This is a genomic window from Variovorax sp. GW821-FHT09B01, assembly GCF_059418345.1.
This window is the reverse complement of record NZ_JBWKPQ010000004.1, coordinates 121,519-142,913: the sequence shown is the minus strand read 5'-3', so window position 1 is coordinate 142,913 and position 21,395 is coordinate 121,519. Positions and strand designations below refer to the sequence as shown.

The 21,395-nt window shown below is 69.2% G+C and carries 24 protein-coding genes; 9 read left to right on the top strand and 15 right to left on the bottom strand.

Annotated elements, in window-relative coordinates; genetic code table 11:
• Positions 1–3 precede the first annotated feature (3 nt).
• On the top strand, positions 4–2,388 hold the full coding sequence (locus tag AC07RV_RS15170; RefSeq protein WP_296788379.1) for a penicillin-binding protein 1A: 2,385 nt from the start codon (positions 4–6) through the stop codon (positions 2,386–2,388).
• An 80-nt stretch (positions 2,389–2,468) separates the two neighbouring features.
• Positions 2,469–3,080: a hypothetical protein gene (locus tag AC07RV_RS15165; RefSeq protein WP_093343625.1), complete on the top strand. Its 612-nt coding sequence runs from the start codon at positions 2,469–2,471 to the stop codon at positions 3,078–3,080.
• Positions 3,081–3,084: 4 nt separating this feature from the next.
• Here the strand turns inward: AC07RV_RS15165 and creC are convergent, their stop codons facing one another.
• The 3 genes from creC to AC07RV_RS15150 all read right to left on the bottom strand — a co-directional run bounded on the left by creC (position 3,085) and on the right by AC07RV_RS15150 (position 5,711).
• Positions 3,085–4,521, bottom strand: coding sequence for a two-component system sensor histidine kinase CreC (gene creC, locus AC07RV_RS15160; protein ID WP_296788383.1), 1,437 nt, complete (start codon positions 4,519–4,521; stop codon positions 3,085–3,087).
• Positions 4,518–5,330 (bottom strand): response regulator, encoded by an 813-nt coding sequence (locus tag AC07RV_RS15155; RefSeq protein WP_296788386.1) that lies wholly within the window; start codon positions 5,328–5,330, stop codon positions 4,518–4,520. The genes creC and AC07RV_RS15155 overlap by 4 nt, the downstream gene beginning before the upstream one ends.
• Before the next feature lie 213 nt (positions 5,331–5,543).
• Entirely contained in the window at positions 5,544–5,711 is a 168-nt protein-coding gene (locus tag AC07RV_RS15150) for a hypothetical protein (RefSeq protein ID WP_296788389.1), read from the bottom strand.
• A 179-nt stretch (positions 5,712–5,890) separates the two neighbouring features.
• On the opposite strand from AC07RV_RS15150, the gene AC07RV_RS15145 reads away from it, so the two are divergent.
• A complete protein-coding gene (locus AC07RV_RS15145) occupies positions 5,891–6,865 on the top strand; it encodes a YcjF family protein (protein WP_296788392.1) in 975 nt (324 codons plus the stop codon).
• A 4-nt stretch (positions 6,866–6,869) separates the two neighbouring features.
• On the opposite strand, the gene cueR is transcribed toward AC07RV_RS15145, so the two are convergent.
• Both cueR and AC07RV_RS15135 read right to left on the bottom strand, forming a co-directional pair.
• Positions 6,870–7,217, bottom strand: coding sequence for a Cu(I)-responsive transcriptional regulator (cueR, locus tag AC07RV_RS15140; protein ID WP_398495232.1), 348 nt, complete (start codon positions 7,215–7,217; stop codon positions 6,870–6,872).
• Between the two features lie 68 nt (positions 7,218–7,285).
• Positions 7,286–7,480 carry a heavy-metal-associated domain-containing protein gene (locus tag AC07RV_RS15135; RefSeq protein WP_057591827.1) on the bottom strand — a complete coding sequence of 65 codons (195 nt, stop codon included), beginning with the start codon at positions 7,478–7,480 and terminating at the stop codon, positions 7,286–7,288.
• Between the two features lie 147 nt (positions 7,481–7,627).
• Between AC07RV_RS15135 and AC07RV_RS15130 the strand changes: the two genes are divergently transcribed.
• Positions 7,628–9,886 carry a heavy metal translocating P-type ATPase gene (locus AC07RV_RS15130; protein WP_296788398.1) on the top strand — a complete coding sequence of 753 codons (2,259 nt, stop codon included), beginning with the start codon at positions 7,628–7,630 and terminating at the stop codon, positions 9,884–9,886.
• Between the two features lie 7 nt (positions 9,887–9,893).
• On the opposite strand, the gene AC07RV_RS15125 is transcribed toward AC07RV_RS15130, so the two are convergent.
• The 5 genes from AC07RV_RS15125 to AC07RV_RS15105 form a co-directional block, all read right to left on the bottom strand.
• Positions 9,894–10,376, bottom strand: coding sequence for a GNAT family N-acetyltransferase (locus tag AC07RV_RS15125; protein WP_296788401.1), 483 nt, complete (start codon positions 10,374–10,376; stop codon positions 9,894–9,896).
• Between the two features lie 59 nt (positions 10,377–10,435).
• On the bottom strand, positions 10,436–11,572 hold the full coding sequence (locus tag AC07RV_RS15120) for a sterol desaturase family protein (protein WP_296788404.1): 1,137 nt from the start codon (positions 11,570–11,572) through the stop codon (positions 10,436–10,438).
• A 47-nt stretch (positions 11,573–11,619) separates the two neighbouring features.
• Positions 11,620–12,930 carry a beta-ketoacyl-[acyl-carrier-protein] synthase family protein gene (locus AC07RV_RS15115; protein WP_296788407.1) on the bottom strand — a complete coding sequence of 437 codons (1,311 nt, stop codon included), beginning with the start codon at positions 12,928–12,930 and terminating at the stop codon, positions 11,620–11,622.
• A complete protein-coding gene (locus AC07RV_RS15110) occupies positions 12,927–13,217 on the bottom strand; it encodes a phosphopantetheine-binding protein (RefSeq protein ID WP_093343637.1) in 291 nt (96 codons plus the stop codon). The genes AC07RV_RS15115 and AC07RV_RS15110 overlap by 4 nt, the downstream gene beginning before the upstream one ends.
• A 160-nt stretch (positions 13,218–13,377) precedes the next feature.
• Positions 13,378–14,250, bottom strand: a complete 873-nt coding sequence (locus tag AC07RV_RS15105) for an alpha/beta hydrolase (RefSeq protein ID WP_093343639.1) — start codon at positions 14,248–14,250, stop codon at positions 13,378–13,380.
• A 137-nt stretch (positions 14,251–14,387) separates the two neighbouring features.
• Between AC07RV_RS15105 and AC07RV_RS15100 the strand changes: the two genes are divergently transcribed.
• Together AC07RV_RS15100 and AC07RV_RS15095 are read left to right on the top strand one after the other, a co-directional pair.
• A complete protein-coding gene (locus AC07RV_RS15100) occupies positions 14,388–15,077 on the top strand; it encodes a response regulator transcription factor (protein ID WP_093343640.1) in 690 nt (229 codons plus the stop codon).
• A 49-nt stretch (positions 15,078–15,126) separates the two neighbouring features.
• Positions 15,127–16,503: a sensor histidine kinase gene (locus AC07RV_RS15095; protein WP_444813871.1), complete on the top strand. Its 1,377-nt coding sequence runs from the start codon at positions 15,127–15,129 to the stop codon at positions 16,501–16,503.
• Here the strand turns inward: AC07RV_RS15095 and gloA2 are convergent.
• The 5 genes from gloA2 to gstA form a co-directional block, all read right to left on the bottom strand.
• Positions 16,500–16,904 carry an SMU1112c/YaeR family gloxylase I-like metalloprotein gene (gene gloA2 / locus AC07RV_RS15090; RefSeq protein ID WP_296788413.1) on the bottom strand — a complete coding sequence of 135 codons (405 nt, stop codon included), beginning with the start codon at positions 16,902–16,904 and terminating at the stop codon, positions 16,500–16,502. The two genes, AC07RV_RS15095 and gloA2, sit on opposite strands and share 4 nt — an antisense overlap.
• A complete protein-coding gene (locus AC07RV_RS15085; RefSeq protein ID WP_296788416.1) occupies positions 16,901–17,374 on the bottom strand; it encodes a GNAT family N-acetyltransferase in 474 nt (157 codons plus the stop codon). Before AC07RV_RS15085 ends, gloA2 begins: the two co-directional genes overlap by 4 nt.
• On the bottom strand, positions 17,371–17,856 hold the full coding sequence (locus AC07RV_RS15080; RefSeq protein WP_296788419.1) for a RidA family protein: 486 nt from the start codon (positions 17,854–17,856) through the stop codon (positions 17,371–17,373). Before AC07RV_RS15080 ends, AC07RV_RS15085 begins: the two co-directional genes overlap by 4 nt.
• Positions 17,857–17,901: 45 nt before the next feature.
• Positions 17,902–19,005, bottom strand: a complete 1,104-nt coding sequence (locus tag AC07RV_RS15075; RefSeq protein WP_296788422.1) for an alkene reductase — start codon at positions 19,003–19,005, stop codon at positions 17,902–17,904.
• Positions 19,006–19,241: 236 nt separating this feature from the next.
• Positions 19,242–19,850: a glutathione transferase GstA gene (gstA, locus tag AC07RV_RS15070; protein ID WP_296788424.1), complete on the bottom strand. Its 609-nt coding sequence runs from the start codon at positions 19,848–19,850 to the stop codon at positions 19,242–19,244.
• A 177-nt stretch (positions 19,851–20,027) separates the two neighbouring features.
• Here gstA and AC07RV_RS15065 point away from each other — a divergent pair, with 177 nt between their 5' ends.
• Genes AC07RV_RS15065 through AC07RV_RS15055 form a run of 3 tightly spaced genes read left to right on the top strand, consistent with a single transcriptional unit; the run spans position 20,028 to position 21,275 of the window.
• Complete coding sequence (locus AC07RV_RS15065; protein WP_057591813.1) at positions 20,028–20,213, top strand: DUF1328 domain-containing protein; 186 nt, start codon at positions 20,028–20,030, stop codon at positions 20,211–20,213.
• Positions 20,213–20,362: a hypothetical protein gene (locus AC07RV_RS15060; RefSeq protein ID WP_177239341.1), complete on the top strand. Its 150-nt coding sequence runs from the start codon at positions 20,213–20,215 to the stop codon at positions 20,360–20,362. Before AC07RV_RS15065 ends, AC07RV_RS15060 begins: the two co-directional genes overlap by 1 nt.
• 28 nt (positions 20,363–20,390) lie before the next feature.
• A complete protein-coding gene (locus AC07RV_RS15055; protein ID WP_296788428.1) occupies positions 20,391–21,275 on the top strand; it encodes a transglutaminase-like domain-containing protein in 885 nt (294 codons plus the stop codon).
• The last annotated feature ends 120 nt before the right edge of the window (positions 21,276–21,395 follow it).

Sequence of the window (21,395 nt, the reverse complement as noted above, 5' to 3'; positions counted from 1 at the left end):
CTCATGTTCAATCCCTTCAAGCCCCGCTCACCCGACGCCCCCGAACCACCGCGCTGGCAGCGCATCGCCGTCTGGAGCGCCATCGTCGCCGGCTCGGGCGTGCTGGTGCTCGCGGTCGCGGGCGCCGTCGCCATCGCCCTGATCTCGCCGCGCCTGCCCGACAGCTCCGAACTCGCCGACTACCGGCCCAAGCAGCCGCTGCGCGTGTTTTCGTCCGACGGCGAGCTGCTCGGCGAATTCGGCGAGGAGCGCCGCAACCTCACGCCCTTCGCGGCGATCCCCAAGGTCATGAAGGACGCGGTGCTCGCGGTCGAGGACGCGCGCTTCTACGACCACGGCGGCGTCGACTACAAGGGCTTCCTGCGCGCGGCGGTGGCCAGCCTCAAGGGCGGGCGCAAGCAGGGCGCCTCCACCATCACGATGCAGGTGGCGCGCAACGTCTATCTGAGCTCCGAGCGCACGCTGAGCCGCAAGGCCTACGAGATCCTGCTGTCGCTGCGGCTCGAGCAGCAGCTGACCAAGGACCAGATCCTCGAGATCTACATGAACCAGATCTACCTCGGCAACCGTGCCTACGGTTTCGCCGCGGCATCGGATGCCTACTTCGGCAAGCCGCTGGCCAGCATCACGATCGCCGAGGCCGCGATGCTCGCGGGCCTGCCGAAGGCGCCGGGCACCAACAACCCGGTGGCCAATCCGCGCCGCGCCCGCGCGCGCCAGCTCTACGTGATCGACCGCATGCAGGAGACCGGCTTCATCACCGCCGAGCAGGCGGCCGAGGCCAAGAAGGAGGAACTGCACCTGCGCGATGCCGCCGACCCGAACCGGCTGCATGCCGAGTTCGTGGCCGAGACGGTGCGCCAGATGATGCATTCGCAGTACGGCGACAGCATCTACACCAGCGGCATGAAGGTCTACACCTCGCTGGTGGCGGCCGACCAGTCGGCGGCCTACCGCTCGCTGCGCCGCGGCATCATGGACTACGAGCGCCGCCAGCCCTACCGCGGCCCCGAGAAGTTCGTCGACCTGCCCGACGATCCGAAGGAGGTCGACGAGGCGGTCGACGACGCGCTGGCCGAGCATCCCGACAACGGCGACGTGATCGCGGCCGTGGTGCTCGATGCCTCGCCCAAGCAGGTCAGCGCGGTGCGCGCGAACGGCGAGGCGATCGAGATCACGGGCGAAGGCCTGCGCCCCGCGCAGTCGGGCCTGGCGGCCAAGGCGCAGCCCAACATCAAGATCCGCCGCGGCGCGGTGATCCGCGTGGCGCGCACGGCCAAGAACAGCTGGGAGATCACGCAGTTGCCCGAGGTCGAGGGCGCCTTCATCGGCATGGACCCGCGCACCGGCGCGATCAAGGCGCTGGTCGGCGGCTTCGACTACAGCAAGAACAAGTTCAACCACGTGACGCAGGCCTGGCGCCAGCCCGGTTCGAGCTTCAAGCCCTTCATCTACTCAGCCGCGCTCGAGAAGGGCTTCACGCCCGCCACCGTGGTGAACGACGCGCCGCTGTACTTCGAGCCCGGCGCGAACGGCGGCCAGCCCTGGGAACCGAAGAACTTCGACGGCGGTTTCGAAGGCCCGATGCCGCTGCGCACCGCGCTGATGAAATCGAAGAACCTGGTGACGATCCGCGTGCTGCAGTCGATCGGCACCGACTACGCGCAGGACTGGATCACGCGCTTCGGCTTCGACAAGGACAAGCATCCGGCCAACCTGCCGATGGCGCTCGGCGCGGGCTCGGTCACGCCGCTGCAGATGGCCGCCGGCTATTCGGTGTTCGCCAACGGCGGCTACCGCGTCAATCCCTACCTCGTGACGCGCGTGACCGATGCCAAGGACAAGGTTCTGATGGAAACCGAGCCGCCGGCGCTCGACGAAAGCAACCGCGCGATCCCCGCGCGCAACGCCTACCTGATGGACTCGCTGCTGCAGAGCGTGGTGCGCAATGGCACCGGCTTCAAGGCCTACCAGGCGCTCAAGCGCGACGACCTGTTCGGCAAGACCGGCACCACCAACGACTCCTTCGACACCTGGTTCGCGGGCTTCCAGCCCACCATGGTCGGCGTGACCTGGATCGGCTACGACACGCCGCGCCAGCTCGGCGTGCGCGGCGAGACCGGCGGCAGCCTGAGCCTGCCGATCTGGACCGGCTACATGCAGACCGCGCTGCGCGGCGTGCCGGTGGCGCAGCTGCCCGAGCCGCCGGGCCTGGTACACGTGGACGGCGAGCTCTACTTCGACGACTACGCGCCGGGCCGCGGCGTCGCGAGCCTGGGCCTCGAGCCCGAGGCCGCACCGCAGCCGGTCGAGGTGCTGACCGGCGTGCCGATCGGCGCGCCGCCGCAGCCCGAGGAGCGCAACCGCATCCTGGACTTCTTCCGCTAGGGCCGCGGGCGGCAGGGGCCGCGCCGGGGTCTCTACACTCGGCGCACACCCTTTCTTCCCGTCCGCCCGTTCCCAAGTCCATGGAAATCCTCACCCTGGTGGCGCTGATCGCCATCGGCGCCTACCTCCTCAAGTCCCACGACCAGCGCCGGCGCATCGCGCTGCTGGCGCGCCACCTGGGCAACTACCAGATCGAGAAGCTGATGGAAAACCTCACCGAGGGCTACCTGCGCTGCCTCGGCGAGGACGATCCCGAGCGGCGCCAGCAGATCTGGGGCGTGCTCGACGCGACCGAGGCGCGGCTCGCGGCCCAGTTCGCCAATTTCGCGGCCGAGTTCGCGCGCGTGGATGCCGCGCAGACGCGCGTGAGCACCTCGCCGCTGGCGACGCTGCCCTATGCGCACCTGCTGTTTCCGCGCGAGACCTTCGACCTGCGCGCGGCCTTCGCGATCCATGCGCGCGGCATCAACGAGGTGATGCACAACCGCGCCGGCCGCAGCCCCAAGGACAAGGCCTACACGCTGTCGGCCGAGCTGTTCCTGATGCAGCACACCTGCCACTGGTTCTGCAAATCGAAGATGGTGGCCTCGGCGCGCATGCTGGCGCGCCACAAGACCCCGTATGAGCAGCTGATCGCCTCGGTCAGCGAAGGCACGCGGCGCGACTACCTCGCGCTGATCGGGCGCCAGTAGCAGCTCAGGGAGACAGCAGCGGCAGCGTGAGCGTGGCCACCGCGCCGCCGCGCGTCGCATTGCCGAGCTCGATGCGGCCGTGGTGCAGCGCGGCGATCTCCTTGACGAAGGCCAGGCCCAGCCCGGTGCTCTTCTTCTGGCTGTGCGGCCGCGCCAGCGAATAGAACTTCTGGAAGACCTTCTCCTGCGCGTAGTCGGGAATGCCCGGTCCGCGGTCGCGCACGCTCACGCGTGCCAGCCGCGAGGTGGTCTCCAGCGTCATGCGCACCTCGCTGCCGGTCGGCGAGAAATCGATCGCGTTGTCGAGCAGGTTGCTGACGGCGCGCCGCAGCAGGAAGGGATCGCCCTCGACCGAGGCCTCGGCCCGGATGTCCACGTGCACGCGGATGTTGCGTTGCGCCGCGGCGCTCCGCGCGCTGATCGCGATGTCGTCGATCAGCGAGGCCAGCGCCACCGGCTGCGTGCGCTCGAGCGCGCGCCGGGTCTCGAGCGCGGTCAGCTCCATCATGCGGTCGACGATCTCCTGGATGCGCTGGGTCTCGCGCGCGATGTTGGCGAGGAAGCGCTCGCGCTCCTCGTGCGGCATCGAGGGTTCCTGCAGCAGCTCGGCCGCGCCGCGGATCGCCGACAGCGGGCTCTTCACCTCGTGAGTGAAGGTCTGCACGTAGTCGGCGACGTAGTTGCGGCCGGTCAGCGTGTCGCGCATCTCGCTGAAGCCGCTGCGCACCGCGTCGACCGCGCGCCGCGCCATGCGCCGCAGGCTCAGGCTGCGCTGCGCGCGCACCCAGCCCCAGTAGTCGCGGATCAGCCCGAAGGGCCGCACCAGCCAGACCGAGACGATCACCGCGAGCAGCAGCAGCGCCAGCGCCGAACCCACGCCGACCCAGATCGTGCGCGCCCGCGCGTCCTCCACGAACTGGCCGAAGCTCTGCACCGGCTTGCCCACGCTGACCATGCCGACGATCTCGTTGTTCCAGCGGATCGGCGCGCCCACGTACATCACCGAGGTGCGCGGATCGACGTCAACGTCGCGCGAGGTGCGCGCGCCGTAGAGCCCGGCCAGCGTGCGGCTGACGTCGCTCCATTTCGAGTAGTCGGCGCCCAGGTGCCGGCCTAGCGAATCGAACATCACGCGGCCGCCGCGGTCGGTCACGTAGACGCGCAGCTCGACCCGGCTCTTGTGCAGGTTGTAGATCTGGGCCGAGAACTCGCGCGCATAGAGCGTGCGGAACAGCGGCTCGAGCCGCGCCGTGTTGATGGCCCCCGCGATCACGTCCTGCTCGACCAGGCTGGCCACCAGCTGCGAGGTCTCGACCAGCGATTCCTCGGCCGACTCGCGGTAGCGCGGATCGATGTCGGAAACGACGCGGTACAGCAGGAAGGCGATGCCGGCCGTGTAGATCAGCAGGATGCCGATGAAGATGCGCGTGCGCCGGGTCACGAGATCCTGGCGGGCAGTTCTTCGTTGAGTGCGTAGCCGGTGCCGCGCAGCGTGCGGATCGGCTCGACCTCGGGCGCGATCGCCTTGAGCTTGGCGCGCAGGGTCTTGATGTGGGCATCGACGGTGCGGTCGAAACTCTCGCTGGCGTCGTCCCAGACGAGTTCGAGCAATTCGTCGCGCGTGAACACGCGCCCGGGGCGCTGCACCAGCAGGCGCAGCAGACCGTATTCGTAGCGCGAGAGTTCGAGCAGCCGGCCGTAGTAGCGGATCTGCATGCGCTCCTGGTCGAGCACGAAGGGCTGGCTGGGCACTGGAGGGGTCTGAGGCGCCGCAGGCGCCGCCTGGGGCGCTCCGGCATGGGGGACCCCCTGTTCGGAGGTTCCGGGGCTTCGTGGCGTTCCTGAGGGCCCTGGCGCGCCCCGCGCGCTGCGCCGAAGAATGGTGCGCACGCGCGCCACCAGTTCGCGCGGCGAGAACGGCTTGGCGACGTAGTCGTCGGCGCCGAGCTCCAGCCCCACCACGCGGTCGATCTCGTCGCTGCGCGCCGTGAGGAAGAGCATCGGCACCTCCGGTCCGCCCATGGCCTGGTTCAGCGTGCGCAGCCGCTTGAACAGCTCGAAGCCGTTCATGTCGGGCAATCCCACATCCAGTATCGCCAGCGCCGGCGCCTCCTGCGCGAACTGCGCCAGCGCGTCTTCCGCGGTGGCGCACCAGACCGGCGTGAAGCCGTCGCTCTTGAGCACGTACTGGAGGGTGTCGGCGATGCCCGATTCGTCCTCGGCGATCAGGATCCGCGGTTTGAAGCTCATCCAGCGATGGTAGCGAGCGCCACGGGGCGGGCGCCAGCCACGCCGACGGCGTTGCAACGAGGCGCGGCCTTCGGACTTTTTTTCGGGCGCGACCTTTGGTCTCTCTCTATTTCTTATTCTTCTTATTCAAATTAGTAGTAGTAGATAAGGGTCCGCCCCTTCTGTGGACAGGCCGCTTTTTTCGTTATGTGACAAGCACTTGTCATACAGCGGTCACTGTGCGCAGCCGTGCTTTTGTGCTGTCGCGTCCAAAGGGACAACCTGGCGCATCCGTCCGGCGCTGTGGATAACCATCTGCTTGTGCCAGAACTCTCCCCAGAGTTGTCCTTTGACAGCCCTCCGGAAATCTGCGAAAGGCGTTTTTTGGGTGAGGAAATTCATTGCCTATTTTTTAAGCGGTCTGTAGATTCCCCATAAAAATCAATAACTTGCCGCGCCCCTACAAAGTAGTTCTGTGGTTATCCACAGAGTTGCACCCGCTTTGTGGGGAGAACGCGCGGCGGAACCTTCCCCCGGTCTTCCGACCGAACTTCGTCCTTCATCTTGTGGAAATTCCAGCCGTGACACCTTCCGAAACCCAGGCCATCGTGACCCTCAGCCTGCTGGCCGCCTTCGTCGACGGCGAAAAGCACGAACGCGAGCGCGCGGAGATCAAGCGCATCGCCGAAGGGCTGTCGCAGACCGACGGCCTGAACCTGCCGACGCTCTACCAGGACGTGCTGATGAAGCGTGTCTCGCTGCCGTCGGTGGCGGCGCAGCTGCAGAGCACCGAGGCGAAGCAGCTCGCCTACGAGATGGCGGTGTGCGTGTGCGATGCCGACGGCGCGCAGTCGCAGGCCGAGCGGATGTTCCTGACCGACGTGCGCACCTCGCTCGGGCTCGATGCCTCGGCGGCGCAGTTCTCGAACCAGGCCGAGGAGATCGCGGCGGCCGGGGCGGTGGCCGGTGCCTCCGCGGGCGCGGTGGTGGCCGCGGCGCCGGTGCCGGCCGTCGCGGCGGGCGCGTCGCCGCTGTCGCCCGACAGCGCCGAGCTCGACAAGTCGATCCTCAATGCCGCCATCCTCAACGGCGCGCTCGAGCTGCTGCCCGAGACGCTGTCGACCATGGCGATCATTCCGCTGCAGATGAAGCTGGTCTACCGCATCGGCAAGGCGCACGGCTACGAGCTCGACAGCGGCCACGTCAAGGATTTCATCGCCACCGTGGGCGTAGGCCTGACCTCGCAGTACCTCGAGCAGGCCGGGCGCAAGCTGCTGGGCGGGCTGCTCGGCAAGGTGGGCGGCGGCCTGCTGCGCGGCGTCGGCAAGCAGGCCGTGAGTTCGGGCATGAGCTTCGCCACCACCTATGCGCTGGGCCATGTCGCCAAGCGCTACTACGCGGGCGGCCGCACGCTGTCGACGCAGATGCTCAAGGACGCCTTCTCGGGCGTGGTGCAGGAAGGCCAGGGCCTGCAGTCGCGCTACCTGCCGGCGATCCAGGAGAAGGCCCGCACGCTCGATGCGGGCAAGGTGCTGTCGCTGGTCCGGGGCGCCTGAACCGTCAGGCGGTCTTCGACAGGTCGTCGAGGATCGGGCACTCGGGCCGCGCATCCCCATGGCAGCAGTGCACCAGGTGGGCCAGGGTGCTGCGCATCGACTGCATGTCGGCGATGCGCTGCTCCAGTTCCTCGAGGTGCTTCTGCGCGATGCGCTTCACGCTCGAACTCGTGCGCCGGCGGTTGTGCCACAGGCCCACGAGCTCGGCGATCTCCTCCATCGAGAAGCCGAGGTCGCGCGAGCGCTTGATGAAGCGCAGCGTGTGGATGTCGGCATCGCCGTACTGGCGGTAGCCGCTGTCGGTACGCGCCACCGCGCTCAGCAGGCCCAGGCCCTCGTAGTGGCGCACCATGCGCGCGGACACGCCCGACAGCCGGGCGGCCTCGCCGATCGCCACGGGGCCGTGCGTGACCGGCACCGTCACTGCACCCGGTAGCCGGCGTTCTCGATCGCCGCCACCAGATCCTGGCGCGGCTGCTGGCTCAGCACGTCCACATGGCCGGTCTCGAGATCGACCGTGACCTGGGCCTCGGGGTCGACCGTCTGCACCGCGTTCTGCACGGCGTTCACGCAATGTCCGCAGCTCATGCCCGCGACCTGGAATTTCTGGCTCATCGTTTCTGCTCCTTCGTGGATGGAAAGGTGGGTGTTGGCCCGTTCGGAAACCGAAGTCTGAACCTTGCCACGATGTCAATGTCCAGTCCAGGGACTCTTTTTGCCGCGCTTGACCTTGCCATGGTGTGAAGCTTTAGCCTTCGCACCATGGAAAACGTACAAGAACGGCCGTTGCCGAATCTCACGCTCGACCTCTCGGTCGGCGGCATGACCTGCGCGTCCTGCGTGATGCGCGTGGAGCGCGCGCTCAAGGGCGTGCCCGGCGTCCAGGACGTCAGCGTGAACCTCGCGACCGAATCGGCGCGCGTGGTGGCGCAGGCGCAGGGTGGCGAGGACATCGATGCCCGGCTGCGCCGCGCGGTGCGCTCCGCCGGCTACGAGCCGCGCGCCGCGGCCGATGCGCAGGAGGAAGCCGCGGCGCTCTCGCCCTGGCACGGCTTCGGCCCGGTGGCGGTTGGCCTCGCGTTGTCGGCGCCGCTGATGTTGCCGATGGTCGGCGAGTTCTTCGGCCGCGACTGGATGCTCGACCCCTGGCTGCAGCTGCTGCTCGCGACGCCGGTGCAGTTCTGGCTCGGCGCGCGCTTCTACCGCGCGGGCTGGCATGCGGCGCGCGCGCTGACCGGCAACATGGACCTGCTGGTCGCGCTCGGCACCAGCGCCGCCTACGGGCTCTCGCTGTGGCTCTGGTGGCGCTCGGCCACCGGCGAGCACGCGGGCCACGGGATGATGCCGCACCTGTACTTCGAGGCTTCGTCGGTGGTCATCACGCTGGTGCTGCTGGGCAAGTGGCTCGAGGCGCGCGCCAAGCGCCAGGCGACCTCGGCGATCCGCGCGCTGCAGCAGTTGCGGCCCGAGGTGGCGCACCTGGTCGGCCCGCGCGGCGAGAGCGACGTGCCGCTGGCCGAGGTGATGGTGGGCGACCGCCTCGCGGTGCGTCCCGGCGAACGCGTGCCGGCCGATGCGCGCGTGGTCGACGGCGAATCGGAGGTCAACGAGTCGATGCTGACCGGCGAGCCGCTGCCCGTGCCCAAGGGCCCGGGCGACCTGCTGACCGGCGGTGCCGTCAATGGCGACGGCCGGCTGGTGGTCGAGGTGCGCGCGGTCGGTGCCGAGAGCGTGCTCGCGCGCATCATCCGGCTGGTCGAGGATGCGCAGGCCGCGAAGGCGCCGATCCAGCGGCTGGTCGACAAGGTGGCGGCCATCTTCGTGCCGGTGGTGCTGGTGATCGCGCTGCTCACCTTCGGCGGCTGGATGCTGGTCGGCGGCGCCGACATCGAGACCGCGCTGATCCACGCGGTGGCCGTGCTGGTCATCGCCTGCCCCTGCGCGCTGGGCCTGGCCACGCCGGTGGCGGTGATGGCGGGCACGGGCGTGGCGGCACGGCGCGGCATCCTCATCAAGGACGCGCGTTCGCTCGAACTCGCGCACCGCGTCGACACGGTGGCTTTCGACAAGACCGGCACGCTGACGCTGGGCCGGCCGGTGCTGACCGCGCTCGTGCCCGTCGCTCGGACCGTCGATGCCGATGCGCTGCTGGCCGTGGCCGCGAGCCTGCAGAGCGGCAGCGAACATCCGCTGGCGCGCGCCGTGCTCGTGGCCGCCGCCGACAAGAAACTGGCGGTGCCGGCGCTGCGTTCGATGCAGGCCATGCCGGGCCGCGGCGTGCGCGGCGAGGTCGAGGGCGAATTCGCTGGGGCCTGGGCCCTCGCGAGCCTGCGCTGGTGCCGCGAGCTCGATGCCGATGTCGATGCCGCCGAGGTCGACCGGCTGCAGGCGCAGGGCGCCACGGTGTCGGCGCTGCTGCGCTTCGATGCCGGCGGCGCGGCCGAGGCACTGGCCCTGCTGGCCTTTGCCGACGAACCCAAGCCGCAGGCGGCCGAGACCGTCGCCGCGCTGCGTGCGCGCGGCCTGCGCGTGGTGATGATCTCGGGCGACAACCTGCGCGCCGCGCGCGCCATGGCGGCGCGGCTGGGCATCGCGCCCGAGGACGTGCGCGCCGAGGTGCTGCCGGCCGACAAGGCGCAGCAGGTGAGCGCGCTGCGCCGCGACGGCCACGTGGTCGCGATGGTGGGCGATGGCGCCAACGACGCACCCGCGCTCGCGGCCGCCGACGTGGGCATCGCGATGGCGCCGGCCGATGGCGGCACCGACGTGGCGATGGAGGCCGCGGGCATCACGCTGATGCGCGGCGATCTCGCGCTGGTGGCGCAGGCGCTCGACCTCTCGGGCCGCACCGTGGCGAAGATCCGGCAGAACCTGTTCTGGGCCTTCGCCTACAACGTGGCGGGGATTCCGTTGGCGGCCTTCGGACTGCTGAGCCCGGTGGTGGCCGGGGCGGCGATGGCGCTGTCGAGCGTGAGCGTGATGGCCAATGCCTTGCTGCTGCGGCGCTGGAAGGGTTCCTGAATTCGGCTCAATCGAGCAGCAGCGCCATCAGGTGGTCGTCGATGTAGTCGGCTTCACCGGCGCGCTTGTAGAACTTGCGCAGCGTGCCCTCGCGCACGAAGCCCAGCTTCTCGTAGAAGCGCAGCGCGGGCGCGTTGTCGCTCTCGGCATAGAGCTCGATGCGCTTGACGCCGGCCGCGCGCAGTTGCTCGATGGCATCGCTCACCATGGCCAGCGCCACGCCGCGGCCATGGAAGGCCGGATCCACCGCGAGCGTGCCGAGACAGGCGACATGCGCCACGCGGCCCGGGTAGCGCGTGGCGCGGTAGAAGCCGGCCATGCGGCCCTCGACCTCCCAGATGTGGAAGCAGCCGCTGCGCACCAGTTCCTCGTGGATCGGCCGGAAGTCAGCGAGCGGCATCGGGTCGTAGCCGAGAAAGCGCACCACCTTCTCGTGCATGTAGAGGGCATGGACGGCAGCGAGGTCGCGGGAAGTGGCAAGTCGGCGCACGGTGGCTCCATGTTCGAGGTCGGTCAGGGGTCCGCAGGATAGCAATCCCGCGCGGCCGCTCAACCCGCCGCGAACACGAGGGCGCCGGCCAGCGCCAGCAGCAGCACCTGCGCGGGCCAGGCCCAGCGCAAGCGCAGCCGCGCATCGAGCACGGCGCCCACGGCCCAGAAGCCCGCGACCGTCAGCGCCAGCAGTTCGAGCCCGGTGCGAAAAGCCATGTCGTCCGCGCGCCAGAGAAAGGCCAGCGTCATGCCGACCCAGCCCGCGAAATGCAGCGTGGCCGCGATCGCGCGTGCGCGGCCGACCGGTGGATCGTCGAGGGCGGCGGCCGCCTCGAGCGAGAAGTCGGGTTCGGGAAAACGCGCCGCCACGTCGGCCGGCCGCCAGCCCGGCGATCGCCAGAACACGCCGAGCTTGTCGCGCCAGCGCCGCGTGTGCCAGGCATCGCGCGCGAGCGGTGCATAGGGGCCGAGCACGGCGCGCAGCGGATCGAAGCCCGCGAGCGGCTTGCGCGTGCCGTAGACGCAGCGCTCGCGCTCCTCGGCGAAGGTGCCGAACAGGCGGTCCCACACCACCAGCATGCCGCCGTAGTTGCGGTCGAGGTAGCCGTCGTTGACGGCATGGTGCACGCGGTGGTTCGAGGGCGAGGAGAACACGCGGTCGAACCAGCCCAGCTTGCCGATGTGCTCGGTGTGGATCCAGAACTGGTAGACCAGCACGATCAGCCCCGCGAGGCCGAACTGCTCGGGCGGCACGCCCACCACGGCCATCGGCAGGTAGAAGGCCCAACCGAGGAAGGCGACCATGCTCTCCTGCCGCAGCGCGGTCGAGAAATTGAAGCGCCGGCTCTGGTGGTGCACTGCATGCGCGGCCCAGAACAGCGCCGACTCGTGGCTCGCGCGATGCAGCCAGTAGTCGCAGAAGTCGAACAGCAGCACCGCGGCGATCCAGCCGAACGCGCTGTCCCAGAAGCCCGCGTCGGTGCAGAGCGCGACGTGCGGATAGATGAGCGCGTAGAGACCGATCTGGAACAGCTGCGTGCAGACCGCGAGCGCCTGGCTCAGCAGGCCCTGGCTCAGGCTCGCGACGGTGTCGGCGAAGCGGTAGGTGTTGCGCTGCTTGAGCCAGCCCCAGGCGAACTCGCAGGCCATCAGCAGCACGAACACCGGCACGACGAGAACCACCAGCCGATGCACTGCCTGCCTTGAGCCTTCCTGCGCGCGAAAAAAACTTCAGCGAAGTTTCAGCGAGATGGTGCGTCGATGCGTCCCGCGACCAGCACGGCATTGGTGCCGCCGAAGGCGAAGGAGTTCGACATCGCCCAGCGCATGCCGGGCACGGCGCGTGCCTCGCCGCGCACGAAGGCCAGATCGAAGGCCGCGTCGGGCTCGCGCAGGTTGGCGATCGGTGGCACGGCCTCGTGCGCCAGTGCGCGCAAGGTCGCGATCAGTTCGATCGCGCCACCACCACCGAGCACATGGCCGTGGATCGCCTTGGTGGCGCACACCGGCATCGCGCTGCCGAACAGCTCGCGCACCGAGGCGGCTTCGGCGGCATCGCCGGCCATGGTCGCGGTGCCGTGGGCATTCACATGGCCGATCTGGGCGGCATCGAGGCCCGCGTCGCGCAGTGCCGCGCGCATCGCGCGCACCTGGCCCGCGCTGTCGGGGTTGGTGATGTGCGTGCCGTCGCAGTTGGTGGCGTAGCCGGACAGCACGTAGGACGCACCGTCGCCCGTGTCGCCTGTGTCGGCCGTGCCGCGCGAACGTGCATGCGCTTCCGACTCGAGCACCAGCGCGGCGGCGCCTTCGCCGAGCGCGAAGCCCGCGCGGTCGCCCGAGAAGGGACGGCAGGCGGTCTCGGGTGCATCGGCCGGCGGCGCGGCCATCACGCGCATCGCCTGCCAGCTCGCCATCACGCCGGGCGTGAGCATGGCGTCGTGGCCGCCGACGATGGCGACGTCGATCCAGCCGCCGCGGATGGCGCGCATCGCTTCACCGATCGCCACCGCCGACGAGGCGCAGGCGCAGGCATAGGCGATCGCCGCGCCGTGCGCGCCGAAGTGCAGCGCGAGCTCGGCCACCGCCGCATTGGGCATCACGGTGAGCACGGTCGTCGGCCGCATGCGGCGCTGCTCGCCATAGAGCGCCTGCGTGGTGGTGTCGAAGCTGCCCGCGCCCGCGAGGCCGCTGCCCCAGAAGATGCCGAGCCGTTCGGGATCGACGCTGTCGCGCGTCAGCCCGGCCTGTGCCGCGGCGTCCTGTGCTGCGGCGAGCGCCATCGCGGTGCCGCGATCGAGCGGCAGGCGCGAGGTGCTGCGCACGCCGTTCGAGTCGAAGTCGCAGGCGGCCACCGCGATCTCGACGCTGTCCATGCCGGGGATCGCGAGCGTGTGCGAACGCACGGCCGAGCGGCCATGGAACAGCGCGTCGTCGAAGGCCTCGAGCGTGCGGCCGATCGGCGTGACGAAACCGATGCCGCTGACGCGCACCGGCGGCGCCGCGATGCGCTGCGCCGAAGCAGCGATCACGGCATGCTCTACACCGCTGCTCATGCGTGCGCCGCCTCAGGCGCGTTCGCGGTGTTCGCCGTCGCGGCGCTCTCCGCATCGATCACTTCGCACAGGCGCTGCAGCGTGATGCCCGCTTCGCGCGGATCGAGACGGTCCTCGGGAATGCGCAGGTGGAAGGCGTCCTCGACCGCGAAGACGAACTCCATCAGCGCGAGCGAGTCGAGGCCCAGGTCGGTGAGCGCGGTCTGCGGTGCAACCAGGTTCGCTTCGACGTGGAAGTCGTTCTCGAGGATGCGCGCGATGCTGTTGAAGGTGGGCGAAGTGGACATGGGGCTTGTTCCTTTCAGGCGAAGCGTGATGCACGATCGTCGTGCGGAAGTGCCATCGGTCGGCGCTGCGAATGCAGGGAAGACGCGCGTCGCCGCGTCACCTTGCGTGGTTCATTGTGGAGTGGGATCGATGGCATCGCGGTGGCGAACGCATTCCTTTTCAGGAAGCCTTCAGAGAGGAAATCGGGGCATCGGCGCCCGTGCCATGCGCGACCTCGTCGGCGAACGCGACGGTTTCGCGCACCACCTGCTGGCGGTCGTTGTCGATGGTGATCATGTGGTAGCTGTTGCTCACCACGACGCTGCGGAACGACCGGCAGCGCAGGCCGCGCGCGAGGATCTCGAGGTTGGCCACGCTGGCCACCTCGTCCTGCTGCGCATGCAGCGCGAGCACGCGGTCGCACTGCACGCGATGCAGGTTGGCGCGCACATGGCGGATCAGCCGATGGTGTTCGCGCAGGTGGCTCACGCCGATCACCGAGCTGCCGGCGCGCGAGATCTTGCGGTGCCGCAGTTCGCGCTCGATCCAGGCGCGCACGCGTTCGTTCTTCACGCCGTAGGGCGGGCGTTCGCGGTACTGCCAGAAGCGGCCCAGCGGCGTGTAGTAGGCCAGCGGCAGCAGCATCTGCGTGCGCGGGATGGCCCAGCCGTCGAAGCGCAGCGTGGTCGACATCAGCACCAGCGCATCGACCGCGTCGCCGCAGCGGATGGCGGCACCGAGCGCGAGCGAGGAGCCGGCCGAGATGCCCACGAGCAGCACGCGCTCGTGCGTCTCGCGCAGGGCCGTGACCTGGGCCTCGATGCTGTCGAGCCACTGCTGGAAGGGCGCGGCCTGCTGCATCGGCGCATTGGCGTCGAAGGAGTAGCCGGGGATCGACATCGGGTGCACCGCGTAGCCGCCGTCGCGCAGCGCGGACTGCACGGTCAGCAGTTCGTCAGGTGTGCTGCACAAACCATGCAGCAGCACGACCGCGGTGCGTTGCACGGCGGGGTGCACGAAGCTCAGCAGGCTGGAAGGTTCGCGTGCGCTCATGACGATGCGGCCCCGATGAAAAGGAACCGTGCGGCGATGGGCTGTCGTATGCTCATGCCGTGTTTATCGCGTGTCGTACTGACCGCCTGCTGACCCTCCCGCGAGCAAGAATAGGCACCTCAACCCACTCGAAAATCATGCGAATCCTGCTAGTCGAAGACGATGCTGTGCTGCGCGACGTGATGCTTCGCAGCCTCGCGGACGCCGGTCACCGCGTCGATGTTTCCACCAACGTCGAGGATGCCGACCACCTCTGGCGCGTGCAGCCCTTCGATGCGGTGCTGCTCGATCTGAACCTGCCCGCCACCGCGAGCGCGACCAGCGGTCTCGCGAGTGGACTCACCGCGCTGCGACAGGCGCGCGCGCGCGGCGACCGCACGCCGGTGCTCGTGCTCACCGCGCGCGGCCGCACCGAGGAACGCATCGCGGGCCTCGATGCCGGTGCCGACGACTACCTCGGCAAGCCCTTCGACCTGGCCGAGGTCGAGGCGCGCTTGCGCGCGCTGGTGCGGCGCGCGAAGGGCACCGAAGACATCGTGCTGCTGGGCCAGCTGAAGCTCGACCGCAAGGCACGGCGCTTCTCCACCGCGAGCGGTCCGCTCGACCTGCCGGCGCGCGAGTTCGAGGTGCTGTGGGAACTCATGAGCCCGCCGGGCCGCACGGTGAGCAAGCGTGCGCTGTCCGACAAGCTCTCGAGCTTCGACGAATCGCTGGGCGACAACGCGCTCGAGGCCTTCATCTCGCGGCTGCGCAAGAAGCTGGTCGGTTCGGGCGCGAGCATCCGCACGCTGCGCGGCATCGGCTACCTGCTCGAAGCCGAAGTCTGAGCGCGCCGCGACCGTGAGCGAAAGCGAGAGCGAAGCAGCGCACGCGCGCATCGCGCCCAGGCCGCCGCGCGCGGTGTCCACGCTCACGCGGCGCGTGCTGCGCAACGTGCTGGTGCCGCTCGCGCTGAGCTGGATGGTGGGCGCGGTGATCGCGCTGGTCATCGCCAACTACTTCTCCGAACAGGCCTTCGATCGCGGCATGCTCGACGACGCCTATGCGCTGTCGGCCAACGTGCAGGCGGGCGAGCGCGGCATCGAGCTGCTGCTCACGCCGCGCGAGGTGGCGACGGTGCTGTTCGACCAGATCGACAAGGTCAACTTCTCGGTGCAGCGGCTCGACGGCACCCTGATCTCGGGCGCCGATGACCTGCAGGCGCCACTGCCCGTGGGCGGCGCGCGTTATCGCTTCTCCGATGTCACCTACCAGGGCAAGCCGATGCGCGCGGTGGTGCTCGAGCACGATGCCGAACCCGGCGTCGCGATGCCCTATCGCGTGGTGATCGCGCAGACCACGCTGAGCCGCACGGCGCTCGTGCGGCAGTTGCTGGGCTATGCGCTGGCGCCGCAGGTGCTGTTGCTGATGTTGCTCGCCGTGTGGCTCTGGCATGGGATCCGCAGCGATCTGCGGCCGCTCGGCGACCTGCAGCAGGCGCTCGATCGGCGCGACGTGCGCGACCTCTCGCCGGTGACGGTGGTGCAGACTTCGCGCGAGCTGCAGCGGCTCGGCGAAGCGGTCAATGCGCTGTTCGAGCGGCTGGGCCACAGCGTGCGCGGACAGCGCGAATTCGTGGGCAACGTGGCGCACGAGTTGCGCACGCCGCTCGCGGGCATTCGCGCGCTGGCCGACTACGGTCTCGCGCAGCAGAAGCCCTCGGTGTGGCGCGAGCAGCTCGAGCAGGTGGCCAAGAGCCAGGAGCGCGCGAGCCACCTGATCGACCAGCTGCTCGCGCTCGCGCTGGCCGACGAGGCCAGCACCAGCCTCGAGACCGCACCCGTGCGGCTCGATGCGCTGGCCGAGCAGACGGTCCTGCGGCACCTCGGGCGCGCCGATGCGCGTGGCGTGGACCTGGGTGCACGCGGCCTCGACGACAGCGTGACGGTGCAGGCCAACGAGGCGCTGGTCGAGGGCATCCTCGACAACCTGATCGACAACGCGTTGCGTTATGGCGGCCGCACCATCACGGTCGAAGTCAGTGGCGAAGTGCTCAGCGTGATCGACGACGGCCCCGGCATTCCGCTCGATGCGCAGCGCCTGTTGATGCAGCGTTGGGCACAGGGCCCGGCGGGGCAGAAGCTGGGGCAGGGCTCGGGGCTGGGCCTGTCGATCGTGGCGCGCTATGCCGAGCTGCTGGGCGCCGAGCTGCGGCTCGAGGCGGCCGAGCCGACGGGCTTGAAGGTCAGCGTGGATTTCACGCGCAAGAGCTAGGGCGCGGTTTCGTAGAGTTCGAGCGGTAGCCCGTCGGGATCGGCGAAGAAGGTGAAGCGCCGGCCCGTGTATTCATCGACGCGGATCGGCTCGACGGCAATGCCCTGCGCCTCGAGTGCATCGGTCGCGGCGCGCACGTCGGGCACCTCGAACGCGAGGTGGCGCAGCCCGCGCGCCTCGGGGCGCGAGACGCGCGGCGGCGGATCGGGAAAGGAGAACAACTCGATCTGCGAGCCGTCGGGCAGCGCGAGATCGAGCTTGTACGAATGGCGCTCGGCACGCAGGTGCTCGGCGACGATGCGCAGGCCCAGCACCTCGCTGTAGAAGCGCTTCGACACCGCGTAGTCGGAGCAGATGATCGCGGCATGGTGGATGCGCGCGAGCTTGGGCGTGGCGTTCATCGCAGCGCCTTGCGCAGGAAGACGCGCGTGCGGTTCTCGAGCACCAGGCGCCGGTATTCCACGTAGCCGATGCGTTCGTAGAGCGCGCGGTTCTCGCTCATCTTCTCGTTGGTGAACAGGTAGATCGAATCGAAGCCCTGGCGCAGCGCCTCGCGCTCGGCGAGCTCGAGCAGGGCGCGGCCCGCGCCGCTGCCCTGGTGCTTCGGCTGCACCGCGATCACGTCGATCAGGAAGCCCTCGTCGGTGATGTCGAGCACGAGCGCGGCCGCGATCTCCGTGGCATCCGCAACATCGGCGGCGACCCACACCTGTTGCAACTCGATGGCGCTTGCGTAGTCCTTGCGCATCGGCAGCGGCACGATCGGCAGGCGCGGCAGGTAGACGCTGAAGGCGGCGATCGCGCAGTCGCGGATCGCGTTCGCATCGGCTGCTTCGGCGCGGCGCAGGCTCCAGCGCGGCGCTTCGCTCATTCGGCGATCTCCACCTCGGCCTCGATCTCCACCGGGATGTTGAACGGCAGCTCGGCCATGCCGACCGCGCTGCGCGCATGCGCGCCGATCTCGGGCCCGAAGAGCTCGAGCACGAGGTCGGAGAAGCCGTTGATGACCGAGGGCTGGCGGTCGAAGCCCGGGGCCGAGGCGACCATGCCGAACACGCGCGTCCAGGCCGTGATGCGGTCGAGGTCGCCGAGCGCGCGCTGCAGGCTGCCGAGCATCGCGAGCGCGGTGAGGCGCGCGGCCACGTAGCCCTGTTCCACGTCGAGCTCGCGCCCGAGCTTGCCCAGCGGCGCGGCGATGCTGCCGTCGGCATTCAGCGGGCCGTGGCCCGAGACGAAGGCGCGCCGTCCGACGATGCGCACGAAGCGAAAGGGCAGCACCACGCCCGGTGGGGGCTGGACGGCGGGCGGAAGGACGAGGCCGCGCGCGGCCAGCTGGTTCTCGATCTGCGACATGGCGCAACGGTACCCGAAAGCACCGCGCGCCGGTCGCCCGCGGGCTCAGGCCAGCGCGGGGTAGTCGGTGTAGCCCTTGGCGCCGCCGCCGTACAGGGTGGCCTTGTCGAGCTCGTTGAGCGGCGCGTGCTCACGCAGGCGGCGCACCAGGTCGGGGTTCGAGATGAAGGGCTTGCCGAAGGCCACGAGATCGTCGCCTTCCTTCACGGCTTCCTCGGCGAGCGGGCGGTCGTAGCCGTTGTTGACCATCCAGGCGGCCTTGCCGCCGGCGTCGCGGTAGGCGGCCTTGAGCGCCTCGTAGTCGAAGGGCCGGTCGGCGATCTCGCGCGGGCCGCCGGTGGCGCCTTCGATGATGTGGACGTAGGCCAGGTCGAGCTTGGCCAGTTCCTTCACCACGTAGGTGAACAGCGGCTGCGGGTTGCTGTCGTGCACGTCGTTGGCGGGCGTGACCGGCGACAGGCGGATGCCGGTGCGGCGCGCGCCCACGGCATCGGCCACGGCGCGCGTGATCTCGAGCAGGAAGCGCGCGCGGTTCTCGATGCTGCCGCCGTAGTCGTCGCTGCGCTGGTTGCTGCCGTCCTTGAGGAACTGGTCGAGCAAGTAGCCATTGGCGCCGTGGATCTCGACGCCGTCGAAGCCCGCCGTCTCGACCGCGTTGCGCGCGGCGCTGGCGAAGCCGTGGACGATGCCGGGGATCTCTGCGGCGTCGAGCGCGCGCGGTTCGGAGGTCTCGGTGAAGGTCGGCACGCCGTCATGGATCAGCACGGTCTTGGTCTTGGCGGTGATGGCCGAGGGCGCGACCGGCTGGCCGTTGTCGGGCTGCAGGCTGGTGTGCGAGACGCGGCCCACGTGCCACAGCTGCACCACGATCTTGCCGCCCTCGGCATGCACGGCGTCGGTCACTTTCTTCCAGCCATCGAGCTGCTCGGTGCCGTAGAGGCCGGGCACGTCGGCATAGCCCTGGCCCTGCTGGCTGATGGCGGTGGCCTCGGTGATCAGCAGGCCGGCGCTCGCGCGCTGCGCGTAGTAGGTGGGCGCGAGCGCGGTCGGGATGGCGTTGGGCGAGCGATTGCGCGTGAGCGGCGCCATCACGATGCGGTTGGCGAGCTTCAGGTCGCCGGCTTGGACGGGGTCGAAAAGGGTGGACATGGCCGAGGCTCTTTGGGAAGTGGAATGAAAAAGAAGGTGTGAACGGCAAACGCAGGCGCAAGGGTAGGGGCGGGGCCTCAACCCTGCTGCCACGGGGTTGTAGTCTTGGTGCTAGGCGATGCGGCGGTGCAAATGCAATCGGGTGGCATTGCACGGGCGGCCCGCCAAAAGCAAACGGCCGGCGAGGTGCCGGCCGCTGGTGGCGAAGCGCGATGGCGCGCCTCGGTGGTGCTGGATTACTTCAGCAGGCCTTCGGCCTTCATCGCTTCCTGCACGGCGGGACGCTCGCTCACGCGCGCGCGCCAGGCCTGGAGGTTCGCGAAGCCCGCGAGGTCCACGCCGGTGGGCTTGGCCCAGTTGGTCACGGTGAACAGGTAGCCGTCGGCCACGCTGAACTGGTCGCCCATCAGGTACTGCTTGTTCGCGAGTTCGCCGTCGAGCCAGGTGAAGCGCGAGGTGAGCTTGTCGCGGCTGATGGTCTTGGCTTCCTCGGGCATGGCCGGGTTGAACAGCGGGCTGAAGCCCTTGTGGATCTCGGTGCCGATGAAGGTCAGCCACTCCTGCAGGCGATAGCGCTGCAGGGTGCCGGCGGCGGGCGCGAGGTTCTTGGTGGGCACGAGGTCGGCGATGTATTGCAGGATCGCGGGGCCTTCGCGCAGGCGCGTGCCGTCGTCGAGTTCGAGCATCGGCACGTAACCCAGCGGGTTGATGCCGTAGTAGTCCGTGCCGTCCTGCAGCTTGTGGCTCTTGGTGCTGGCGAGCACCGGTTCGAAGGCGAGGCCGGCTTCGTGCATCGCGATGTGCGGCGAGAGCGAGCAGGCGCCCGGCGAGTAGTACAGCTTCATGCGAAAAACTCCAATCGATCGTTGAAATGGTTCTTTGGAACGCACCGGATGCTAGCGGGTTTGGGCGGCGCGGGTTTGTCCTACGGGTGCTTGGGCTCGGTGACTATCGGGGCGTAGCGCACCCTTTTTTATTCTTCGAGCACCGAGGGCTGCGACCCGCGGCAAAGGAGTCACTCGATGTTGAAGTACGCCATCATCTTTGCGGTCATCTCCCTGGTGGCCGGCCTGCTGGGTTTCGGCGGCATCGCGGCGGGCGCCGCGGGCATTGCCAAGGTGCTGTTCGGCCTGTTCCTCATTCTGGCCGTGATCTTCATCGTGCTCGCCGCGCTGGGCGTGGGCGCGGTGAAGAAGGCACTCGACTGATGCACCGGCACCGGTCGGTGCGCTGGCCGCGCACGCGCTCGCTGCGCCTGCTGCTGCAGAGCCCCGCGCATTGCGTCCTGCGGGTGCTGCTGGTGACGCAGACGCACTGGCAGTTGCCCGAGCACCGTTCGCGCCGAAGGCGCGCCTGAGCCAGGCGAAGAAGGGAAGGGGAGCCACATGCACATCTCGCACATCGAGGCGCAGCTGGACTACGAAGTCGCCGCGCCGGCCCATCTGCTGCTGAACATCGAGGCGGCCCGCGCGGGCGCGCAGGCGGTGATCCGCGAGACCCTCACGATCGAGCCGGCGGCCGAGGTGCAGGTGTTCTGCGACGAGGCCAGCGGCAACCGCTTCCTGCGCTTCGACGTGGCACCGGGGCCGCTGAAGATCGCCTACACCGCGACCGTGCAGCGCACCCAGGTCGACGTGCCGCACGACCTGCCCGAAGTGCCGGTCAACGAAGTGCCCGACGAGGTGCTGCACTACATGATGCCGACGCGCTATTGCGAGTCGGACCTGATGGCGCGCTGCGCCTTCCAGCTCTTCGGCGACCTGCCGCCCGGCATCGGCCGCGTGCAGGCGATCGTCGACTGGATCCACGACAGCATCACCTACGAGTCGGGCAGCACCGACTCAACCACCACGGCGCGCGAGGTCTTCGTGCAGCGCGCCGGCGTGTGCCGCGACTTCGCGCATCTGGGCATCACCTTCTGCCGCGCGCTCAACATCCCGGCGCGGCTGGTCGTGGGCTACGTGGCCTTCGAGGAACCGCCGCAGGATTTCCATGCCGTGTTCGAGGCCTGGCTCGGCGGGCGCTGGGTGCTGTTCGACGCCACGCGCATGGCGCCGGTCGACCGTCTCGTGCGCGTGGGCACCGGGCGCGATGCGAAGGACGTGGCCTTCTGCACCATCTTCGGCAGCGTGAGCATGCGCGACAAGCAGATCGTGGTGACCGAACTGCAGGACCAGAGCGTGGCGCCACCCGTGGAACCGCCGGCCAGCGGCGCGCTCGTGGGCATCGAGAAGCCGGTGCCGGTGGTGGAACTGGCCACGTCGGCTTGACCTATGATAGTTTGCTACAAAAAACATAGCAAACTATCGAGGCCCTGAAGGGTTTGGCGGACTTTTAGAGTCTCGCGACCAGCTTGCCCCCACAGTGGGCGCGAGCAGGGTGGGCCGATT

Excerpts from the sequence above, each read along its gene's own strand:
- AC07RV_RS15115 (WP_296788407.1), bottom strand. The coding sequence starts at position 12,930 with ATGAGCAGCGGTGTAGAGCATGCCGTGATCGCTGCTTCGGCGCAGCGC.
- AC07RV_RS15085 (WP_296788416.1), bottom strand. The coding sequence starts at position 17,374 with ATGAGCGAAGCGCCGCGCTGGAGCCTGCGCCGCGCCGAAGCAGCCGAT.
- AC07RV_RS15135 (WP_057591827.1), bottom strand. The coding sequence starts at position 7,480 with ATGAGCCAGAAATTCCAGGTCGCGGGCATGAGCTGCGGACATTGCGTG.
- gstA (WP_296788424.1), bottom strand. The coding sequence starts at position 19,850 with ATGAAGCTGTACTACTCGCCGGGCGCCTGCTCGCTCTCGCCGCACATC.
- AC07RV_RS15075 (WP_296788422.1), bottom strand. The coding sequence starts at position 19,005 with ATGTCCACCCTTTTCGACCCCGTCCAAGCCGGCGACCTGAAGCTCGCC.
- AC07RV_RS15155 (WP_296788386.1), bottom strand. The coding sequence starts at position 5,330 with ATGAGCTTCAAACCGCGGATCCTGATCGCCGAGGACGAATCGGGCATC.
- AC07RV_RS15150 (WP_296788389.1), bottom strand. The coding sequence starts at position 5,711 with ATGAATTTCCTCACCCAAAAAACGCCTTTCGCAGATTTCCGGAGGGCT.
- AC07RV_RS15100 (WP_093343640.1), top strand. The coding sequence starts at position 14,388 with ATGCGAATCCTGCTAGTCGAAGACGATGCTGTGCTGCGCGACGTGATG.
- cueR (WP_398495232.1), bottom strand. The coding sequence starts at position 7,217 with ATGGTGCGCCACTACGAGGGCCTGGGCCTGCTGAGCGCGGTGGCGCGT.
- AC07RV_RS15110 (WP_093343637.1), bottom strand. The coding sequence starts at position 13,217 with ATGTCCACTTCGCCCACCTTCAACAGCATCGCGCGCATCCTCGAGAAC.
- AC07RV_RS15060 (WP_177239341.1), top strand. The coding sequence starts at position 20,213 with ATGCACCGGCACCGGTCGGTGCGCTGGCCGCGCACGCGCTCGCTGCGC.
- AC07RV_RS15130 (WP_296788398.1), top strand. The coding sequence starts at position 7,628 with ATGGAAAACGTACAAGAACGGCCGTTGCCGAATCTCACGCTCGACCTC.
- AC07RV_RS15080 (WP_296788419.1), bottom strand. The coding sequence starts at position 17,856 with ATGTCGCAGATCGAGAACCAGCTGGCCGCGCGCGGCCTCGTCCTTCCG.
- AC07RV_RS15105 (WP_093343639.1), bottom strand. The coding sequence starts at position 14,250 with ATGAGCGCACGCGAACCTTCCAGCCTGCTGAGCTTCGTGCACCCCGCC.
- AC07RV_RS15165 (WP_093343625.1), top strand. The coding sequence starts at position 2,469 with ATGGAAATCCTCACCCTGGTGGCGCTGATCGCCATCGGCGCCTACCTC.
- AC07RV_RS15055 (WP_296788428.1), top strand. The coding sequence starts at position 20,391 with ATGCACATCTCGCACATCGAGGCGCAGCTGGACTACGAAGTCGCCGCG.
- AC07RV_RS15170 (WP_296788379.1), top strand. The coding sequence starts at position 4 with ATGTTCAATCCCTTCAAGCCCCGCTCACCCGACGCCCCCGAACCACCG.
- AC07RV_RS15065 (WP_057591813.1), top strand. The coding sequence starts at position 20,028 with ATGTTGAAGTACGCCATCATCTTTGCGGTCATCTCCCTGGTGGCCGGC.
- gloA2 (WP_296788413.1), bottom strand. The coding sequence starts at position 16,904 with ATGAACGCCACGCCCAAGCTCGCGCGCATCCACCATGCCGCGATCATC.